The organism is Bacillus sp. FSL H8-0516 (assembly GCF_038635285.1).
In the GTDB taxonomy this organism is placed as follows: Bacteria; Bacillota; Bacilli; order Bacillales; family Bacillaceae; genus Bacillus; species Bacillus safensis.
In genome coordinates this window covers 1,858,195-1,875,249 of the sequence record NZ_CP152051.1, presented here as the reverse complement: position 1 = coordinate 1,875,249, position 17,055 = coordinate 1,858,195, and the positions used below count along the sequence as shown (strand labels likewise).

The window sequence follows — 17,055 nt, the reverse complement described above, 5'->3', positions numbered from 1 at the left end:
TTATGGAGAGGACGGACAGGCTTTTCAAGTAGAGGAGGATGTCGTCATCACCAAAAGCGAGAAAGCTCCAACATTAAAAGCCGTTAGGCATGATTTGGTGTCTATATTAGACTTTTCAATCACTAGATGGTTTCTTGAGGATGATGTCATCGATGCTTTGAAACAGCACGATCAGCAAAAATCTTGCATTCTATTCAAAGTAGGTTTTATGAAACGGAGCATGCCGAAGTGAAATCACGAATGTTAGAGATCGCGGGTGATGTTCTAGATACATTTGCCGCTGAATGGGTCAGGGAACTTTTGGATCACGAGGACGAAGAATTCCTTTACCTACTCATGGGCAGCAGCCAGCAGTTTGCCGGGAGATGAGGGATTATATTAGAAAAATTGAAATCGATCAGTGAAAAAGAATTGCCGTTAGAGGCTTTTATTTGCCTGCATCGTTTCCGTTCTCACAAAATTTTGGATTGGATGGAGTCAAATTGCACCCATTTTCACGATCAGTGGGAAAGGCTGGCAGCCGTCAGCTGCCCAACCTGGGAGAGAATGAAATCTTGGCTAAACAAAAGAAGACCTTTCTGCTTCATTGCACTAGATACAATGGCAAACTGTGCAAAAGGGAATAGACCGGCTCTTGTGGAAAAATTTTCACCTAAAATTCTTAGAACTGATCAAAATGAAGTAGAAAAGATTTTACATGATGTTCATCAAAAAGATCCGGTTCCACGAGTGAAAATGAAAGTGTCCAACATCTTGGAGAACAAGCAAGACATTTGAATAAGCCTTTTTATTGGCTGACTCCGGTTTGAACAATCTTCATGTGGCATTTAACTTGTACATCTGCATCAGGATAAATGCTTTTCCACTTTTCTGGTGTTACTGCTTTGTCTTTTGATCTATACCTCAGGCCCAGCCCAAGCGGATCTATGTTTTGCTTTTTAAAGGATTGAACAAGGTCTTGTCCTTGCTGAGCGACACGTTTTTCTACTTCTTTTTCAACATGGTCCAATATAGATGGTTTATCAATTTTTTTGGACTTCATGAATTCTTTTAATTCACCTTTCAGTTTGATATCAATCATGATCTGAGGCTTCTTTGTTAGGTTTTCCGTTGGTTTAATTCGGTAAGACACATGGGATTTGATATTTTCAATGACGACATGGGTCTTTGCATGATCAGCCAATTGAAATTCGTAGATGCCATTTTTATGATTTTCAATCATCGCTTTAAATGTGAACGTGTCTTTTCCAGGGATATGACCGACCATTTTTTCATGATCAAACAGAGCGACTCCTGTGATCTTAATGACATTGCCTTTTTTCTTAATGTAGGGGAGGTATGCATCGACCCCTTTTGCCAGCATCTGATTCATAAAAATATGCTGATTGGTGACAGGTTCATTGCCATTTCGCATATTTTGGGCGAGCAGATCAGAGAGATATACACCTATATTTAAGTTCGTTTGATTCATTTTTGTGTATAATAACTCTTCAACTTCTCCGCCTACAATCGCAAACACTTGACGTGAACCAATGATAGGATCACGATAAATGTAATTCATTAAATCGATCATGCCGACTTCTTTTGCTAACTTTTCACTGACTAAAATAACGAGCACCTGGCCCATGACTACTGGGAAAGGTGATTCTTCTGACACGAGAAACTGAATATTACTAATGGTGTTTGACTTTGCACTTAATATTTGATAACTCCCTTGCTCTTGACTTTTAAAGACAGGGAAGACAAAGAAACCCTTCATTTCACCATCTTCAACTAAATCAAATCCTGCCGCCTGAGAGATATTTAATTCATCTAAAAGGCGGGGCTCTGCACAGCTGGTTAACAAAAGACTACACAACATGAGGCCCGTAAGTATATAACGTTTCATGCTCGTTTTTTCCCCCTCCTTTTTTTCAGCATCAGTCCAATGACCATACAGATAATCAATCCATAGATCAGAATGAATCCGCTAAATTCCACCCATTGATTAAAGGTTTCAAAAGAAGTTGCACTGGCAAAAAACGAAAACATGATCAGAATGAGGATGCTGAGCCCGATGAATGTGACGCGCTGGCTCGTATGAAGCATTTTTTTTGCCATTCGGCTCGCTGCCCATAATGGAATCGTGATATTAGGAATGATCAGAAGCAGCCAAAGAGACACTTCAATAAATTCAAAGCGCTGGATAAACGGAAGCTTCACAATGCTTGTTAACGTTAGCGTCGGCCATTTTGTTAATTTGAGCTGAGCACTTGAGTAATACGCTATAGAGACGAGAAAAGTCAGCAAGTTTAAGCATGTCGTAAATAATGCCCCCATGTGAGCAAATTTTTGAGATGTCTGAGCTTGTTTAATAAAGGGATAATAGACAAGCAGCGTGCCAAAACCAAACATGGATAAGGATGCATCTTTGACTCCCACAAGCATTTGCGAAAATGTATGATCAAACATTGGAAACATGAAACGAAGGTGACTATATTTCATGGCATAAAAACAGATAAACGTCATCCAATACGTTAGTACAACACTAAAAAATGCCCATCCAGCAATGGTTCTAAAGCCGCCAGTATGAATGTAATACACAAGCAGCAACAGTACAGACGCAAACAAAAGACCAGGAATCTCTTTAAACAGCCATACATGGATCACATCCATGTAATGGATAAGAACGGTCAGCGACAAAGAAGCAAAATATAAGATATAAAGAATGTTGAATAATTGCCCAATCCATTTGCCAAATACATATTGCGTGATTTCACCAAATTCATCCGAAGGTGCCTTTTTAAACATCAAGTACATGAGAAAGATCATCACATTGACGCTCATGCCAGAAATCAAAATAGCGATCCATCCATCATTATTGATAGAACGAACAAGGTTTGTTTGAAAGTTTAAAATGCCGACACCGACTTGATTGGCATTGATGAGAAAAAACACAAAATAAGGGGATACTTGAAATTTCTCTTTGACAGAAGAAGAGCTCATGCCTTCACTTCCTTATTCATAAAAATCATTTTTCCCCTTGCGGCCTTGCTTCGGCTTAGAGCGATGGATGGTTTCATTTTGCGGACGTAAATTTTCCGGCCTTTTGTTCAAAAAACGGAGCTGAGGACGAATCAAACTGCCCTTTAAATCAGCAAGGCGCATTGGAAAAATAGGCTCTAAATACGGCCGGCCAATTGAAGTTAATTTCATTAAATGGGTGAGCAGAAAAGATCCCATCACAGCAATACCTAATGCGCCCCAAACCTGTGCTGCAACTAAAAAAGGAAATCTCAGCAGCCGAATGGCACTGCCCATTTTGTAAATAGGGGTGACAAATGAGGCGAGAGCAGACAGGGCAACAATAATGAGTAAAATATTGCTCGTTAATCCTGCTGCTACAGCAGCCTGTCCAATGACAATCCCTCCAACAATCCCGAGCGTCTGACCGACTTTAGCTGGGAGCCTTGAACCTGCTTCTCTTAGTAATTCAATCGAAATCTCTAAAAATAGTGCCTCAATGATCGGAGGAAATGGCACAAGATAGCGCGAGGAAACAATGGTTTCTAATAAATCCTTTGGGATCAGTTCATAATGAAAGGTTAAAACGGCGACATATAAAGGTGTCGCAAAAATGGAAAATATCACAGCAAATATGCGTAACAGCCTAAAGCAAGAAGCCGCAATCCATGACATATTGTAGTCTTCCATCGTGGAAAAATACTCAAGTAAAATAGTTGGGGCAAGCAAGACATGAGGCGAACCATCCACTAATATGGCAATTTTCCCTTCTGATAAGCCTGAAGACACGCGGTCGGGTCTTTCTGTATTCAAAAACAACGGAAAGATCGTATTGGATACATCATAAAGCATTTGAGCGAGGTAATTCGCATCTAAAATCTGATCATAATCAACGTCCTCAATTCGCTGAAGAACCGTTTCGATGTTCTCCGGGTTGGCGATTTCTTCAATATATAACACGGCAACTTTTGTTTGAGAGAGCGTACCAACCGTCTTTTCCTCAACTTTCAGGTTAGGCGTCGGCAGCCGCCGTCTGACCAAATTTAAATTGGTATCTAAAACCTCCACAAATGCTTCCTGTGCACTGATAATCCCAAATTCTATTTCAGGCGGACCTATTTGTCTGCCTTTCTTTTCTTCAATCGGCAAGAGAAGCGTTTTGCCCCAGTCTGTCTCAAGTCTAATCGCAATGCTGCCCCGGTGAAGGGCTTCTTGCACTTTTTGAAGATCGCTCGTGATGACAGCCTGCTCAATGGGAATTCTTTCTTTCAGCTCTTCAAGAGTGGGTGACAGGTGCAGTTGTTTGAGGGAAGGGAGAATTTGTTCATGTAGAAGATGTCCATTAATCAATGAACGAAAAAAGGAAATCCTATACAGAAAATCTCCATTTCGAGACAGCTCATTTGTAAAATCAGCAGAACGTGACAATGCTTCAAATACTGAATTTGGGTCCTTTTGTTGTTTGTTTTTCTTCAGCATTTGGACCAGCTCCTTCGGCGATTTGCCTCTATTATCTAACCGATTGTCTAAAGATATGCATGAAAAAAGCGTTCAGCTTGATGGGCTGGACGCTTTTTTTCCATATAGAACGGCTTCTAATAATAAATCAGCTAGATGGACGGCACGCATGCTCGGTGAGTGCCCTGAGCGTTTGATGCCTGCTGCCATTTGCAGCTGACAGCCTGGATTAGACGTAACGATGGCAGCGGCCTTTGTTTGAGTGGCTTCTGTCATTTTATGATCTAAAATTTGCATCGACATCTTTGGCTGCAAGATGTTGTAAATGCCAGCTGAGCCGCAGCAACGGCCCGAATCCTTCATTTCTTTAAATGATACACCTTGAATGGCCTTCATCAGCATCCTTGGTGCATGCTGTACACCCATTCCGTTCCGCAAATGACAAGAATCCTGATAGGTGATGACCTGCTCTGGCAAAGCAAGCGGCATGCGGCGGTGAAATTCCAGCTCCACTAAAATGTCTGATATATCCGTGATTTTCTTTGAGAAGGATTCACTTCGCTTTTGAAAATCCGGATCATCGCAAAGCAAATGATCATAATCACTTAAAAAAGCACCACAACCGCCCGCATTCATGACTATGGCATCCGCATCTATCTCTTCAAACGCTTCAATATTCCGCTTTGCTAACTGTTTCGCTTGTTCTTTTTCACCGCTATGGCCATGGAGCGCTCCGCAGCACGTCTGAATAGGAGGGACGATGACGTCACAGCCTGCCAGCTGCAAAAGCTGGATGGTCGCTTCGTTTGTGCTGGAAAAAACGGTGTCCATTAAACAGCCAGTAAAAAAGGCGACCCGTTTTCTCGCTACGCCGGCGGCTTTGTATTCCGGCAAACGGCTTTTTCGTTGACGCGGCACCTTTGGAAGCGCCTGTTCCATCAGGCGTAAGTGCGGTGGAAGCACCTTCAGCATGCCAGTTTTACGGGCGGCCGTTTGCAGACCAGATGTTTGATAAAATCGAAGAAGTCCTGCTGCTTGCCTCATTCGGCTTTGTGAAGGAAAGAGACCTTTAAACACTACACGTCTTACAAGTTTGACAGGAATGGATTGTTTTTTGTGCTGCTGAATGATGTCTCTTGCATCTTCAAGTAACCGTCCATATTTAACGCCGGAAGGGCAGACCGGTTCACATGCACGGCAGCCAAGACAAAGATTCAGTGAATGCTCGACATCTTCATCTGGCTCAATGACGCCGTCTCTCACCGCCTTCATTAAAGCAATTCGGCCGCGGGGAGAGTGTGTTTCTTGTTGACCAGATTCAATATAAGTCGGGCAGGAAGGAAGGCAAAATCCGCAACGCATGCAATTGAGCAGCTCTTTTTCGTCCATTTGTTGCTGAAATGCTTGTTGAATCTCTGTTTGTTTAGAACTCATGAGACCACCACCCGCTTTCTTGCGGCTTTTCCGAACACTTTATCAGGGTTCATGATATTTTCCGGGTCAAGCGCTTGTTTGATCGCTTTCATTGCCGCAATGCCTTCTTTTTTAACTTTTAGTTCTAAGTAAGGGGCTTTCATAAGACCCACGCCATGTTCACCCGTAATGGTGCCGCCAAGTGAGACTGCTTTTTCAAAAATGGCCTGAAAGGCTTCTTCCACCCGTTTCATTTCTTCTTCATTTCTTGCATCTGTTGCACAAGTAGGATGCAAATTGCCATCACCTGCATGACCAAATGTACAGATTTTCACTTTGTACTGCTTCGCAATGTCTTCGATCGCCCGCACCATGCGGGCAATTTCAGACCTAGGGACTGTAGCATCTTCTAAAATGGTCGTCGGGCTTAAGCGGGCGAGGGCAGATAAAGCGGATCGTCTCGCTGTTAAAAGTGCATTTGCCTCTTCTTCAGAATGAGCGATATTTACTTCTTTTGCACCGTGCTGCTGACAAACTTTTTCGATGCGCTGCATATCACGGGAAACCGCCTCGGGATGGCCGTCTTGTTCGATTAACAGCACCGCTTGAACGTCAGTCGGCAAACCGATTTTTGCAAAGTCTTCAACGACTTCCAGAGTCGGCTGATCCATAAATTCTAATGTGGCGGGGATGATACGCTCTGCAATAATCGCCGACACTGAAGCGGCCGCTTCCTCTAAACTTTCATATAAGCAAAGCATCGTTTGTTTTGTTTCTGGAAGCGGCAAAAGCTTTAGCGTGGCTTCAGTGACAATCCCGAGCGTTCCTTCTGAACCTACGAACAAACGGGTCATATCATACCCGGCCACGTCCTTTGCAAGCTTGCCGCCTGTTTTGATGATGTCACCGTTTGGCAGAACGACTTCAAGTCCAAGTACATAATCCCTCGTCACTCCATACTTTAACCCCCGGAGACCACCTGAATTTTCATTAATATTTCCGCCTAATGTAGAGATTTTCATAGAGCTTGGATCAGGTGGATAGAAGAGGCCTTTCGCCTCTACTTGGCAAATAAATTCCTGTGTGATCAAACCAGGCTGCACCGTTGCTGTCAGGTTTTCTTCATCTATTTCTATTAATTGGTTCATTCTTGTAAACAGCAGCACAAGTCCGCCTTGAGTGGGACATGTGCCTGCACAAAGGTTCGTTCCTGATCCTCTTGGCACGATCGGTATGTTGTATGAGGCGCAGAGCCGGACAATTTGCTGGATTTCCTCAGCCGTATGCGGGCTTACAATGACATCTGGCATATGCTGAAAATTCGGTGTTGCATCATAAGAGTAGGCAAGCCGATCGGCTTTACTGTCCTGCATGTAAGACGCACCGACAATCTTTTTTAATTGATTTAAAAATTCAGAATTTAACATACGCATTCAACTCCTATTGATGAGACGTATCGTTTCTTTCAGTATAAAAAAAGAATCGCCTCATGCCTATGGACGATTCTACAAAATATCAGGCTGTTTGCTTCGTTTTTTTGGATCATTATCTAATAGCATGAAGGCTAAATAAAAGAGCATGGCATCTTGCATGCGCTTTGGATCGAGTGTCGTTAAATCTTGGATTCGTTTTAGTCTGTAATGCAGTGTATTGATATGGACATGCATCGCTTCTGCGGTATATTTCAATGAGCAATCTGAGGTCATGAGTACCCGCAATGTTTTCACTAATTCAGGATAGGGGAAAAGAGGGGCGATCGTTCGATCGAGAAACACTTCTTTTGTTTCCTGACTTACTTCCTCCATAAAAAGTTCGAGCGTTAAATCTTCATCAAATACAATCGGGGTATCAGCATGGGCCATTTTTAATGCTCGAAAGGCTTGTTGAAACGATTGCTTCATCAAATGAGCAACTGCTGGTTTTCCCGCTCCAATCAAAACCCCGGGCGAGCTCCGCGCCGTAAGGGAGGCATGGATGTGAAACAGGCGCTGCTGTAGGGCTTTACGATCATCTGCTGTTGTTTGCAGCATGAGTAAAAAGCGGCCATGCCCCCAGCGGACGATGATCTCCTGGCTGTTGAGATGCAGCGTTTCCTTCAATTCTTTGTATTGATTCTGCTTCATAAACGATTCATCCTGACAATCGATCAGAACAACTGCGCGCTCCTTGTTGATATCAAGCTGAAGCCGCGACGCTTTTTCAGTGAGATCAATCGCTGTCTCTGGCAGATGAAGCCAGTCGAATACAAACGCTTCGAGCTGACGTTCATCCGTTTCAGTTTCTTGAAAAAATTCATGTTCATGAATAAGCAGCTCGGTCATTTTTCTTAATATTTCGCCAAAAGGAGACACATGTACAGGATCTCCTGTCATCCCAATGACCCCGATGACCTCTTGCTTAAAATAAATAGGCAGATTGATACCAGCTTTGACGCCTTTCATGTGCTGCTGGTCATCCTTTGTGAGAATTCGTTTCTGTCCTTCAACAGATGTCAGATACGCTCCTTCATGAAATTGTCCAACGCGCGCTGGATCTGTTGCTGCAATGATGGTGCCGTTTGTTTGTGCGATGATGATTTCCTCAGTCAGCACCTTTTTAACCTCGTCTACGATTTTTTCTGCCAGTGTCATTGTGAGCAAAACGTACCCCTCCGAGATGTTTCTTTTGACACTATCATACCATCATATGCTAGGACATATCTTTCTTTTCATGAGTTATGCTAAAATAATGAATGCACATGAAGAAGAAAGGAGACATAGCCATGTCACTGCAAAATCGCTTACAAGACTTACTGAAAGAGGGACAGGCGCTGACAGACTTCGAATATGATGAAGCGGCGCGCCGCAATTGGACATTAGAAGGAGCGAGAATAAAAGAAGAAGCCCGTTTTGGCGATGTATATATAGAGCGTGTAGACAAGGAATCAGAGAACATGATTCAAACAGAAAACGCCTCATTTCTAAACACACCGCTTACATATGTGAAAAAACATCAAAAAGAATTCATTTATATCGAATCCAAGTGGTTTGATGTCGTGAAAGTGGATGGCTTGGCCATTGAATGGGATGAAGTGTTTCAAACGTATACCGTCCTATTCGGTTTAAAACGTCCTAAAAAAGACACGAATATTCTAAAGGACATGCTATCGCCATTAAATGGTGCTCAGCTTCAATTTAATGGACAAGATGGCTTATTTGATGTGAATTTGCAGCTTCTTGAGCTTGAGAATATCCACGAAGATACGGCTTTCATTGACGTCATCTCGGCCGTGTATCGATTTTTATTCCGTATGATCATACAGCTTGAAATCAATGAATCAAAAAATGGCTCAAATTCCTGAGCCGTTTTTTTGTCCATCTATTCATTTGATGAAGGTGTGACAAACTGTACATCATGCTCTTTTCCATATTGAAGATAATCTTCATGTGGCTCCTGATTGGTCACGACGATATCAATCTCGTGCAAATCACAAAACGTGGTCAAGGCGTAATGATCGAATTTGCTATCATCCACTAATAAAAAGGTTTTGGCACTTTTTTGAACAAGCGTCTTTTTAATATCGGTTTCAAGCGGAGAAGAATTCGTGACGCCGTGATCAATGGATAAACCAGTTGATGCGATAAAGGCTTTATTGACATTGTAAGCTTTTAAGCGCTCAACACTTTGATAACCAACGAAAGAATTCGTTTTTCTTTCAAGCATCCCACCAGTGGAAAAGATGGTGAGATTTTCATAAGGCATCGCCTGTGTAATGAAATCCACATTATTGGTCACAATGGTCACCTGTTTCTCCGTCAAATAGGGGAGCATCTCAAGCGTTGTCGTACCAGAATCAATAAAAATCATATCCCCGTTTTCCACAAAAGCGGCAGCCGTCTGACCGATCAATTGCTTTTTACTGAGCTGACGGATCTTTCGCTCCTGATACACCACTAACGTTGAGTGGTTCACAGCCACTCCGCCATACACTTTTTTGAGTACGCCGGACTCGACCAACGCCTGTACATCTCGGCGTATCGTGTTTTTTGAGACACCAAAATGCGCAACAAGCTCATCAAGTGAGGCAGATTCCCGGTCAAACACATACTCTTTGATTTGCTGAATCCGTTTTGTTTTTATCATACTTCATATCTCCAATCAATCCGAATGTCCTTTTTCCATTATACCAATAAATTCTCTTACATGGATTAGGTCAATTGATTCTCTTTTCTCCTTTGATATAAAAGCGTATGATAGAAAAAAGAAAGAAACCAGAAAGGAACTTTCACTTCTATGAATCAATCAAACAACCCATTTTCAAAGCTTGCGAATTTTAGAGAAGTAGGGGGACTTCAAACAACAGATGGGATGGTGATCAAACAGGGAATGATTTATCGATCCGCAGACTTATCCCGTTTGTCGAAACAAGACATCGAGATATTCTCAGCACTCGGAATTCAAACCGTTTGTGACCTCCGTACAGCCTCAGAACGTAAATCACATCCGCCAAAGATCAAGGAACACGACAAAATCGTCCATATTCCGATGCAGCCTGACAGTAAGATGCCAAGTAAATGGACCATGTTTCGTATGCTGGTAACAGAAGGGAAGTCTCTCTCATTTACACCGATCATGAAAGAGTTATATCAAAGCATGCTGACAGAGCGTAAAGAAGAGATTCGGCAGCTGTTCACACTGCTTTCAGATCAAAGCCATTACCCGCTGATGCTTCACTGCACGAGTGGCAAGGACCGTACAGGTTTTTTATCTGCCCTGATTCAGTTGGTGGCAGGTGTACCGCTGGCTGTAGCTTTAAGTGAATACATGCGTTCCAATGAAGGCGTGCAAATGCTCGTCAGAAGGCAGGAACGATTTGTCCGATTGATGAGTTTATACCGGGTGTCAAAAGAACAAATTCAGCCGCTTGTCGGTGTGCAGCAAGATTATCTTGAAGATGTGCTGCACGAAATGCTGGAGACATACGGGAGTGCAGAGCGGTATTTAATTGAAGCCTGCAAAGTCCCTGAAGCTCATCTCAATGAAATGAAAAACATTCTGCTTATACCATCTGCTGGCATTCCATCACAAAAAGCGGAATAAACTTAAGGTGAGGTGATGCAAAACATGCTGAAAAAGATCAGTATGACAGTTTTAACACTGATGTTGATGTTTGTATTTTTATTGATTCCTTCTAGCAGTCTAGCAGCTCGTGCAGTGCCAAAAGGGAAGCTTGAGAGCACAAGAGAGATGCGCGCGGTATGGATTGCATCGGTTTATAACTTAGATTGGCCCTCAAAGAAGGGGCTGCCCGTAGCAGAGCAGAAGCAAGAGTTTATTCGTTTGTTAGACGAAATCAAAGCGATGAATATGAATGCCGTCATTATGCAAATTAAACCAACAGCAGATGCCTTTTATCCTTCAGCATACGGGCCGTGGTCAGAATATTTGACTGGAACACAAGGGAAAGATCCGGGGTACGATCCGCTTGAGTTTATGATCGAAGAAGCTCATAAACGCGGCCTTGAATTTCACGCTTGGTTTAACCCTTACCGAATCACAATGAATCATACTGATCTCAGCCGTTTGTCTGCCGATCACCCTGCAAGACAACATCCTGATTGGACGATTGCGTATGGTAATCAGCTTTATTACAATCCTGGTATTCCTGAAACTCAGGACTTCATTATCGGCGGTATCGAAGAAGTTGTGAAAAACTACGATATTGATGCAGTGCATATGGATGATTATTTTTATCCATATAAAATAGCCGGTGTACCATTTCCAGATCAAGAAACGTATGAAAAATATGGAAAAAAAGCATTTACACATATAGAAGATTGGCGAAGAGATAATGTGAATCAGCTGGTAAAGCAAATCAATGACACCATTAAGAAAGAAAAACCGTATGTGAAATTTGGTATTAGTCCATTCGGGGTATGGCGCAACATAAAAGATGACCCGACTGGTTCAAACACCACTGCAGGAATGACCAACTACGATGATTTATATGCTGATACAAGAGAGTGGATTCAGCAGCACGATATTGATTATGTTACTCCGCAAATTTACTGGAGCATCGGCTTTCAAGCTGCCGCTTATGATGTGCTGACGAAATGGTGGTCAAATGAGGTGAAAGGGGAGCCGGTTCACCTGTACATTGGGCAGGCGGCATATAAAATTAATCAAAACAGTGACCCTGCTTGGTCTGACCCGGAAGAATATTTTAGGCAGATTGAGCTGAACAGGCAGTCACAGCTTGTGCAGGGAAGCATGCATTTCAGCCTGAAGGATATCAATCGCAACCCTTTGAATGTAAAGGATCGATTGATAGAAGAGTCATACCGCAAACCAGCTCTCATTCCAGAAATGCCTTGGCTTCATCAGAAAGCACCTAAAAAACCAATCATTCAATCTGTGAAAAAGACAGCGGATGGTGCGGCTTTACAAATCAAAAATGATTCGCATTCTACCGTATCCTATTATGCGGTCTATCGATTAACAAATAAAGGAACATATGAATTGCTGCAAACGGTTAGAAAAGAAAAAGGCGCCATAACAACGATTAAAGACCTCCCAGTCAATCAAAAGAAAATGGATACTTACAAGATTACGGCTCTTAATCGTCTTCATCACGAAAGCAAGCCTTCTACAAAAATAGTGAAATAACAGAAAAAGCATGAGTGAGATTTTCTTCGTTCATGCTTTTTTTCTATTATTCTTGTTTTAATTTTCTGAATTCAATCAAGCTTGGCATGAAGCAGCTGCTTGATTAATAAATATGATAGAAAAGAGCTAAAGGGGGAAGCAAGATGGATTTTGAATTAACGAAAGAACAACAAATGATCCGCCAGATGGTCAAAGATTTCGCCAAAGCAGAAATTGCACCAATCGCTCAAACCATTGATAAACAGGCCGTATTCCCAGCCAAAACGTTTCAAAAAATGGGGGAGCTCGGCTTTATGGGCATCCCCTTTCCAGAGAAATACGGCGGCTCAGGAGGAGATACGATATCATATGCACTCGCTGTAGAAGAAATCGGAAAACAGTGTGCCAGTACAGGTCTTAGCTATGCCGCAGCCGTCTCCTTAGGCGCAAGCCCGCTTTATTACTTCGGTACAGAGGAGCAAAAGATGGACCACCTTGTTCCGCTGGCTTCTGGGACAGCACTTGGTTCCTTCGGATTAACAGAACCAAACGCAGGATCAGATGCAAAAGGGACGAAAACAAAAGCAGTCAAAGACGGACAAGAGTATGTCATTAGCGGGGAGAAGTGCTGGATCACAAACGCCAATTTTGCCAGAACCATTATCGTCACTGCTGTCTCGGATCAAGATGAAAACGGCCGCCCAATCATCTCCGCCTTTATTGTGGAAAAAGGGCAAAAAGGGCTGACCATTACAAATCCATATGACAAAATGGGCGTGCGCGGTTCAGATACAGCAGAAATCATTTTAGACGGTGTACGTGTACCAGCCCAGAATATTTTAGGAGACCCAGCGAAAGGCTTTAAGCAATTTTTATATACATTAGATGGGGGGCGCATTTCAATCGCTGCGTTATCAGTTGGCATCGCACAAGCTGCACTAGATGCTTCGCTCTCTTACGCAAAGGAAAGAAAGCAATTTGGGCAGACCCTTTCTTCCTTCCAAGCCATTCAGTTTAAGCTGGCAGATATGGCGATGCAAATAGAACTCGCTAGACAAATGGTGTGGAAAGCTGCTTGGCTGAAAGATCACGGCAAGCCGTTTACAAAAGAAGCTGCCTATGCCAAGCTTTTCGCTTCTGAAATGGCGACAAAAGCAAGTCTTGATGCTGTCCAAATTCACGGAGGAACAGGCTACATGAAAGAATGTGGTGTAGAACGGCTTGTGAGAGATGCCAAGCTGATGGAAATTGGAGAAGGGACCTCTGAAATTCAGCGTCTAGTCATCGCAAGACAACTGTTAGCGTAATTCGATAATGAAAACGCTTACCATCAATGGAGGAGGAAAGCCATGATGTCGATTCATCCACAGACAATCGGCTCGTTATTAAAAGAGAAACGGGATCAGCATCCAGCACATGAAGCCATTGTGTATCCAGAACGTTCTTTACGTTATTCATATGAAGCGTTTTATCGAGAAGTCAAGGAAACTGGGAAAGGTCTTATGGCTTTAGGGGTTCAAAAAGGGGATCATATCGCCATCATGGCGCCCAATGTACCCGAATGGCTCATGCTGCAATTCGCCTGCGCGTCGATTGGAGCCGTTCTTGTCACCGTGAATACAAACTTTCAATCACAAGAACTCGCTTATTTACTCAAGCACTCTGATAGCAGCATGCTGTTTATCGTAGACGGGTTTAAAGAGACATCCTATGTCAAAATGCTTGAAGAACTCATACCGGAGCTTCAAAACGCTCATCAAGGTGAGATCACATCCTCATCTTTTCCTTATTTAAAAAGTGTCGTCTATATAGGTGAGCACACGCCAAAGGGCATGCGCAGCTGGGACAGTATTCACGCAGCTGCCAAAAGAACAGAGGATCATGAGTGGGAGAAACGAATGGATGAGCTTGCGCCAGATGACGTCATTAATATGCAATATACTTCAGGCACAACCGGCTATCCAAAAGGAGTCATGCTCAGCCATACAAACATCGTCTGCAATGCTAGCCAAATCGCAGATTGTATGAAGCTCACCCAAAAGGACCGAATGTGTATCCCCGTTCCTTTCTTTCATTGCTTTGGATCTGTTCTTGGCGTGCTTGCTTGTCTCACAAAAGGAGGAACGATCATTCCAGTTGAATCCTTCCATCCAGAGCGAGTCCTTCAAACCGTGGAAAAAGAGAAGTGCACCGTCCTTCACGGCGTCCCGACAATGTTCATTGCAGAGCTCGAACATCCGAATTTTCACCAATACGATCTGTCCACATTACGAACGGGCATTATGGCAGGATCTCTTTGCCCATCCCATGTGATGAAAGCCGTCATTGAACAAATGGGACTAAAGGAGCTCACGATTGCCTACGGACAGACTGAAAGCTCTCCTGTCATTACCCAAACAAGAACGGATGATTCATTTGAAAGGCGGGTTCAAACGGTCGGCCGGGCGCTTCCTCACATTGAAGTGAAAATCACCGTTCCAGGCACGCCGGAGGAAGTACCAAGAGGAGAACAAGGAGAGCTGTGTACAAGAGGCTATCATGTGATGAAAGGCTACTATAAAAATGAAGAAGCCACAAATGAAGTGATTGATCAGGACGGCTGGCTTCATACGGGTGATTTAGCAGAGATGGATGAGGACGGCTATGTGAAAATCACAGGACGGCTGAAAGATATGATCATTAGAGGCGGAGAGAATGTTTATCCAAAAGAGATTGAGGACGTTCTTTATACTCATCCGGCCATTCTTGATGCACAGGTCGTTGGGATACCTGACGAGACGTATGGAGAAGAAGCCGCCGCATTCATTCGGCTTAAACAAGGTAGGACCGTGACAATTGAGACACTCACCAGCTATTGTCAGTCGCAAATGGCACGCTACAAAATTCCTAAATATTTTTTCATCACTGACGAGTATCCAATGACCGCATCAGGGAAGATTCAAAAATTTCGTCTGAAAAAGCAGGCACTTGATCTAATAAAGGAGTGAAGGCAGCGATGTTTCAAAAAGTACTGATTGCCAATCGAGGCGAAATTGCCAGGCGAATTATTCGAACATCTAAAAGGCTCGGAATCCACACCGTCGCCGTTTATTCAGAAGCAGATCAGCATGCACTTCATGTGCAAGAAGCAGACAGCGCCTATCCGATTGGAGGTGCGAAAGTATCTGAAAGCTATTTAAACATGGAAGCCATCATTAGGGTAGCCAAACAGACAAATACAGAGGCCATCCACCCAGGATATGGCCTCTTATCAGAAAATGCAGCCTTTGCAGAACGCTGCCGCAGCGAAGGAATCGCCTTTATTGGCCCATCCGCACAAGTCATTCAGCGAATGGGGAATAAAATTGAAGCAAGAAAAACGATGGCTCAAGCAGGTATCCCCATTGTACCAGGCGTTTCAGCTCCGCTGCATGATGCAGAAGAAGGGGTCAGTCAAGCGCAGTCACTCGGTTATCCGATCATGCTCAAGGCATCAAGCGGGGGCGGAGGAATTGGCATGCAGCTCGTGCAAAATGACGAGGAGCTGTACAGGGCTTTTGAAGGGAATCAAAAAAGAGCGCAAAGCTTTTTCAACGATGGGACGCTGTATATGGAAAAGGTCATTGAAAACGCTCGGCACATTGAAATTCAGGTCCTTTTTGATTCCTTCGGCCATGGGGTTCACTTATTTGAGCGCGACTGTTCACTCCAGCGAAGACATCAAAAAATCATTGAAGAAGCACCAGCCGTCTGTCTCGATGAATCGGTGAGACATCAGATGGGGGAGATGGCCGTCAAAGCAGCCAAAGCGATTGGGTATGAAAATGCAGGAACGATTGAATGTTTAGTCGATCAGCATCAACAATTTTATTTCCTAGAAATGAACACAAGATTACAAGTAGAGCACCCTGTCACAGAAGAAATTACAGGCATTGACCTTGTCGAGGAACAGCTGAAAATCGCTGCATGTGAGCCGCTTTCCTTTAATCAGGAGGATATTCATCAAATCGGCCATGCCATCGAGGTTAGAATTTATGCGGAAGATCCCGTCACCTTTTATCCATCACCAGGAACGATCACTCGGCTTTCCACACCTGAAGCTCCGTATATCCGTCATGAGTCAAGCGTGACAAATGGAAGCATCATTACCCCTTTTTACGATCCAATGATTGCGAAAATGATCGTTTACGGTGATACACGAAAACTTGCAATAGAACGATTAAAAGGGGCATTACAAGCATATGAAATAGAAGGGATCAAAACCAACTTACCGCTTTTAAGGGAAATGGCCGGATCTTCTGCTTTCTTACAAGGCAGCATCACCACCGATTTTCTCATGAAAAAAAGGGAGGAAAACCGTTCATGAAAAATGTCACAATTCAAATGGCCGGAAACTTGTGGAAGCTTCTTGTGAAACAAGGCGATGAAGTGCAAAAAGGACAGGAGGTTGCCATTTTAGAATCAATGAAAATGGAGATTCCGATCGTTGCTGAAGAGGGCGGGATCATCAGTAAAGTGTATAAGGCAGAGGGAGAGTTTGTCGATGAAGGAGAGGTTCTTTTAGAACTATCAGAATAG

16 protein-coding genes are annotated in these 17,055 nt (G+C 43.3%); 9 read left to right on the top strand and 7 right to left on the bottom strand.

The annotated features are described in order from the left end of the window. Positions 1-228 precede the first annotated feature (228 nt). Together MHB67_RS09310 and MHB67_RS09305 are read left to right on the top strand one after the other, a co-directional pair. Entirely contained in the window at positions 229-369 is a 141-nt protein-coding gene (locus MHB67_RS09310; protein WP_232624299.1) for a hypothetical protein, read from the top strand. 177 nt (positions 370-546) lie between these two features. Beyond that, entirely contained in the window at positions 547-777 is a 231-nt protein-coding gene (locus MHB67_RS09305) for a hypothetical protein (RefSeq protein ID WP_232624300.1), read from the top strand. Between the two features lie 10 nt (positions 778-787). On the opposite strand, the gene MHB67_RS09300 is transcribed toward MHB67_RS09305, so the two are convergent. The 6 genes from MHB67_RS09300 to MHB67_RS09275 all read right to left on the bottom strand — a co-directional run bounded on the left by MHB67_RS09300 (position 788) and on the right by MHB67_RS09275 (position 8,513). After that, a complete protein-coding gene (locus tag MHB67_RS09300; RefSeq protein ID WP_342492482.1) occupies positions 788-1,888 on the bottom strand; it encodes a Ger(x)C family spore germination protein in 1,101 nt (366 codons plus the stop codon). Further along, positions 1,885-2,985 carry a GerAB/ArcD/ProY family transporter gene (locus MHB67_RS09295; RefSeq protein ID WP_283859437.1) on the bottom strand — a complete coding sequence of 367 codons (1,101 nt, stop codon included), beginning with the start codon at positions 2,983-2,985 and terminating at the stop codon, positions 1,885-1,887. The genes MHB67_RS09300 and MHB67_RS09295 overlap by 4 nt, the downstream gene beginning before the upstream one ends. A gap of 12 nt (positions 2,986-2,997) precedes the next feature. Further along, entirely contained in the window at positions 2,998-4,482 is a 1,485-nt protein-coding gene (locus MHB67_RS09290) for a spore germination protein (protein ID WP_029707078.1), read from the bottom strand. 72 nt (positions 4,483-4,554) lie between these two features. Beyond that, on the bottom strand, positions 4,555-5,895 hold the full coding sequence (locus MHB67_RS09285) for a (Fe-S)-binding protein (RefSeq protein WP_342492481.1): 1,341 nt from the start codon (positions 5,893-5,895) through the stop codon (positions 4,555-4,557). Beyond that, the gene (gene glcD, locus MHB67_RS09280; protein WP_122631299.1) at positions 5,892-7,301 is read right to left on the bottom strand and encodes a glycolate oxidase subunit GlcD; all 1,410 of its coding nucleotides are present in this window, start codon (positions 7,299-7,301) and stop codon (positions 5,892-5,894) included. Before glcD ends, MHB67_RS09285 begins: the two co-directional genes overlap by 4 nt. Before the next feature lie 78 nt (positions 7,302-7,379). Beyond that, positions 7,380-8,513 carry a sugar diacid recognition domain-containing protein gene (locus tag MHB67_RS09275; protein WP_333482096.1) on the bottom strand — a complete coding sequence of 378 codons (1,134 nt, stop codon included), beginning with the start codon at positions 8,511-8,513 and terminating at the stop codon, positions 7,380-7,382. A gap of 122 nt (positions 8,514-8,635) precedes the next feature. Here MHB67_RS09275 and MHB67_RS09270 point away from each other — a divergent pair, with 122 nt between their 5' ends. Then, positions 8,636-9,214, top strand: a complete 579-nt coding sequence (locus tag MHB67_RS09270) for a branched-chain amino acid aminotransferase (protein ID WP_283859434.1) — start codon at positions 8,636-8,638, stop codon at positions 9,212-9,214. 17 nt (positions 9,215-9,231) lie between these two features. Here the strand turns inward: MHB67_RS09270 and MHB67_RS09265 are convergent, their stop codons facing one another. Then, positions 9,232-9,996 carry a DeoR/GlpR family DNA-binding transcription regulator gene (locus MHB67_RS09265; RefSeq protein ID WP_133744081.1) on the bottom strand — a complete coding sequence of 255 codons (765 nt, stop codon included), beginning with the start codon at positions 9,994-9,996 and terminating at the stop codon, positions 9,232-9,234. A 150-nt stretch (positions 9,997-10,146) separates the two neighbouring features. Between MHB67_RS09265 and MHB67_RS09260 the strand changes: the two genes are divergently transcribed. From MHB67_RS09260 to MHB67_RS09235, 6 genes are all read left to right on the top strand, one after another. Beyond that, positions 10,147-10,953, top strand: coding sequence for a tyrosine-protein phosphatase (locus MHB67_RS09260; RefSeq protein ID WP_283860138.1), 807 nt, complete (start codon positions 10,147-10,149; stop codon positions 10,951-10,953). A 24-nt stretch (positions 10,954-10,977) separates the two neighbouring features. After that, entirely contained in the window at positions 10,978-12,519 is a 1,542-nt protein-coding gene (locus MHB67_RS09255) for a family 10 glycosylhydrolase (RefSeq protein WP_283860137.1), read from the top strand. Between the two features lie 143 nt (positions 12,520-12,662). After that, on the top strand, positions 12,663-13,805 hold the full coding sequence (locus tag MHB67_RS09250) for an acyl-CoA dehydrogenase family protein (RefSeq protein ID WP_283860136.1): 1,143 nt from the start codon (positions 12,663-12,665) through the stop codon (positions 13,803-13,805). Between the two features lie 42 nt (positions 13,806-13,847). Next, the gene (locus tag MHB67_RS09245; protein ID WP_342492914.1) at positions 13,848-15,485 is read left to right on the top strand and encodes an AMP-binding protein; all 1,638 of its coding nucleotides are present in this window, start codon (positions 13,848-13,850) and stop codon (positions 15,483-15,485) included. 8 nt (positions 15,486-15,493) lie between these two features. Next, positions 15,494-16,843, top strand: coding sequence for an acetyl-CoA carboxylase biotin carboxylase subunit (locus MHB67_RS09240; protein ID WP_342492913.1), 1,350 nt, complete (start codon positions 15,494-15,496; stop codon positions 16,841-16,843). Next, a complete protein-coding gene (locus MHB67_RS09235; RefSeq protein WP_041085385.1) occupies positions 16,840-17,055 on the top strand; it encodes an acetyl-CoA carboxylase biotin carboxyl carrier protein subunit in 216 nt (71 codons plus the stop codon). Before MHB67_RS09240 ends, MHB67_RS09235 begins: the two co-directional genes overlap by 4 nt.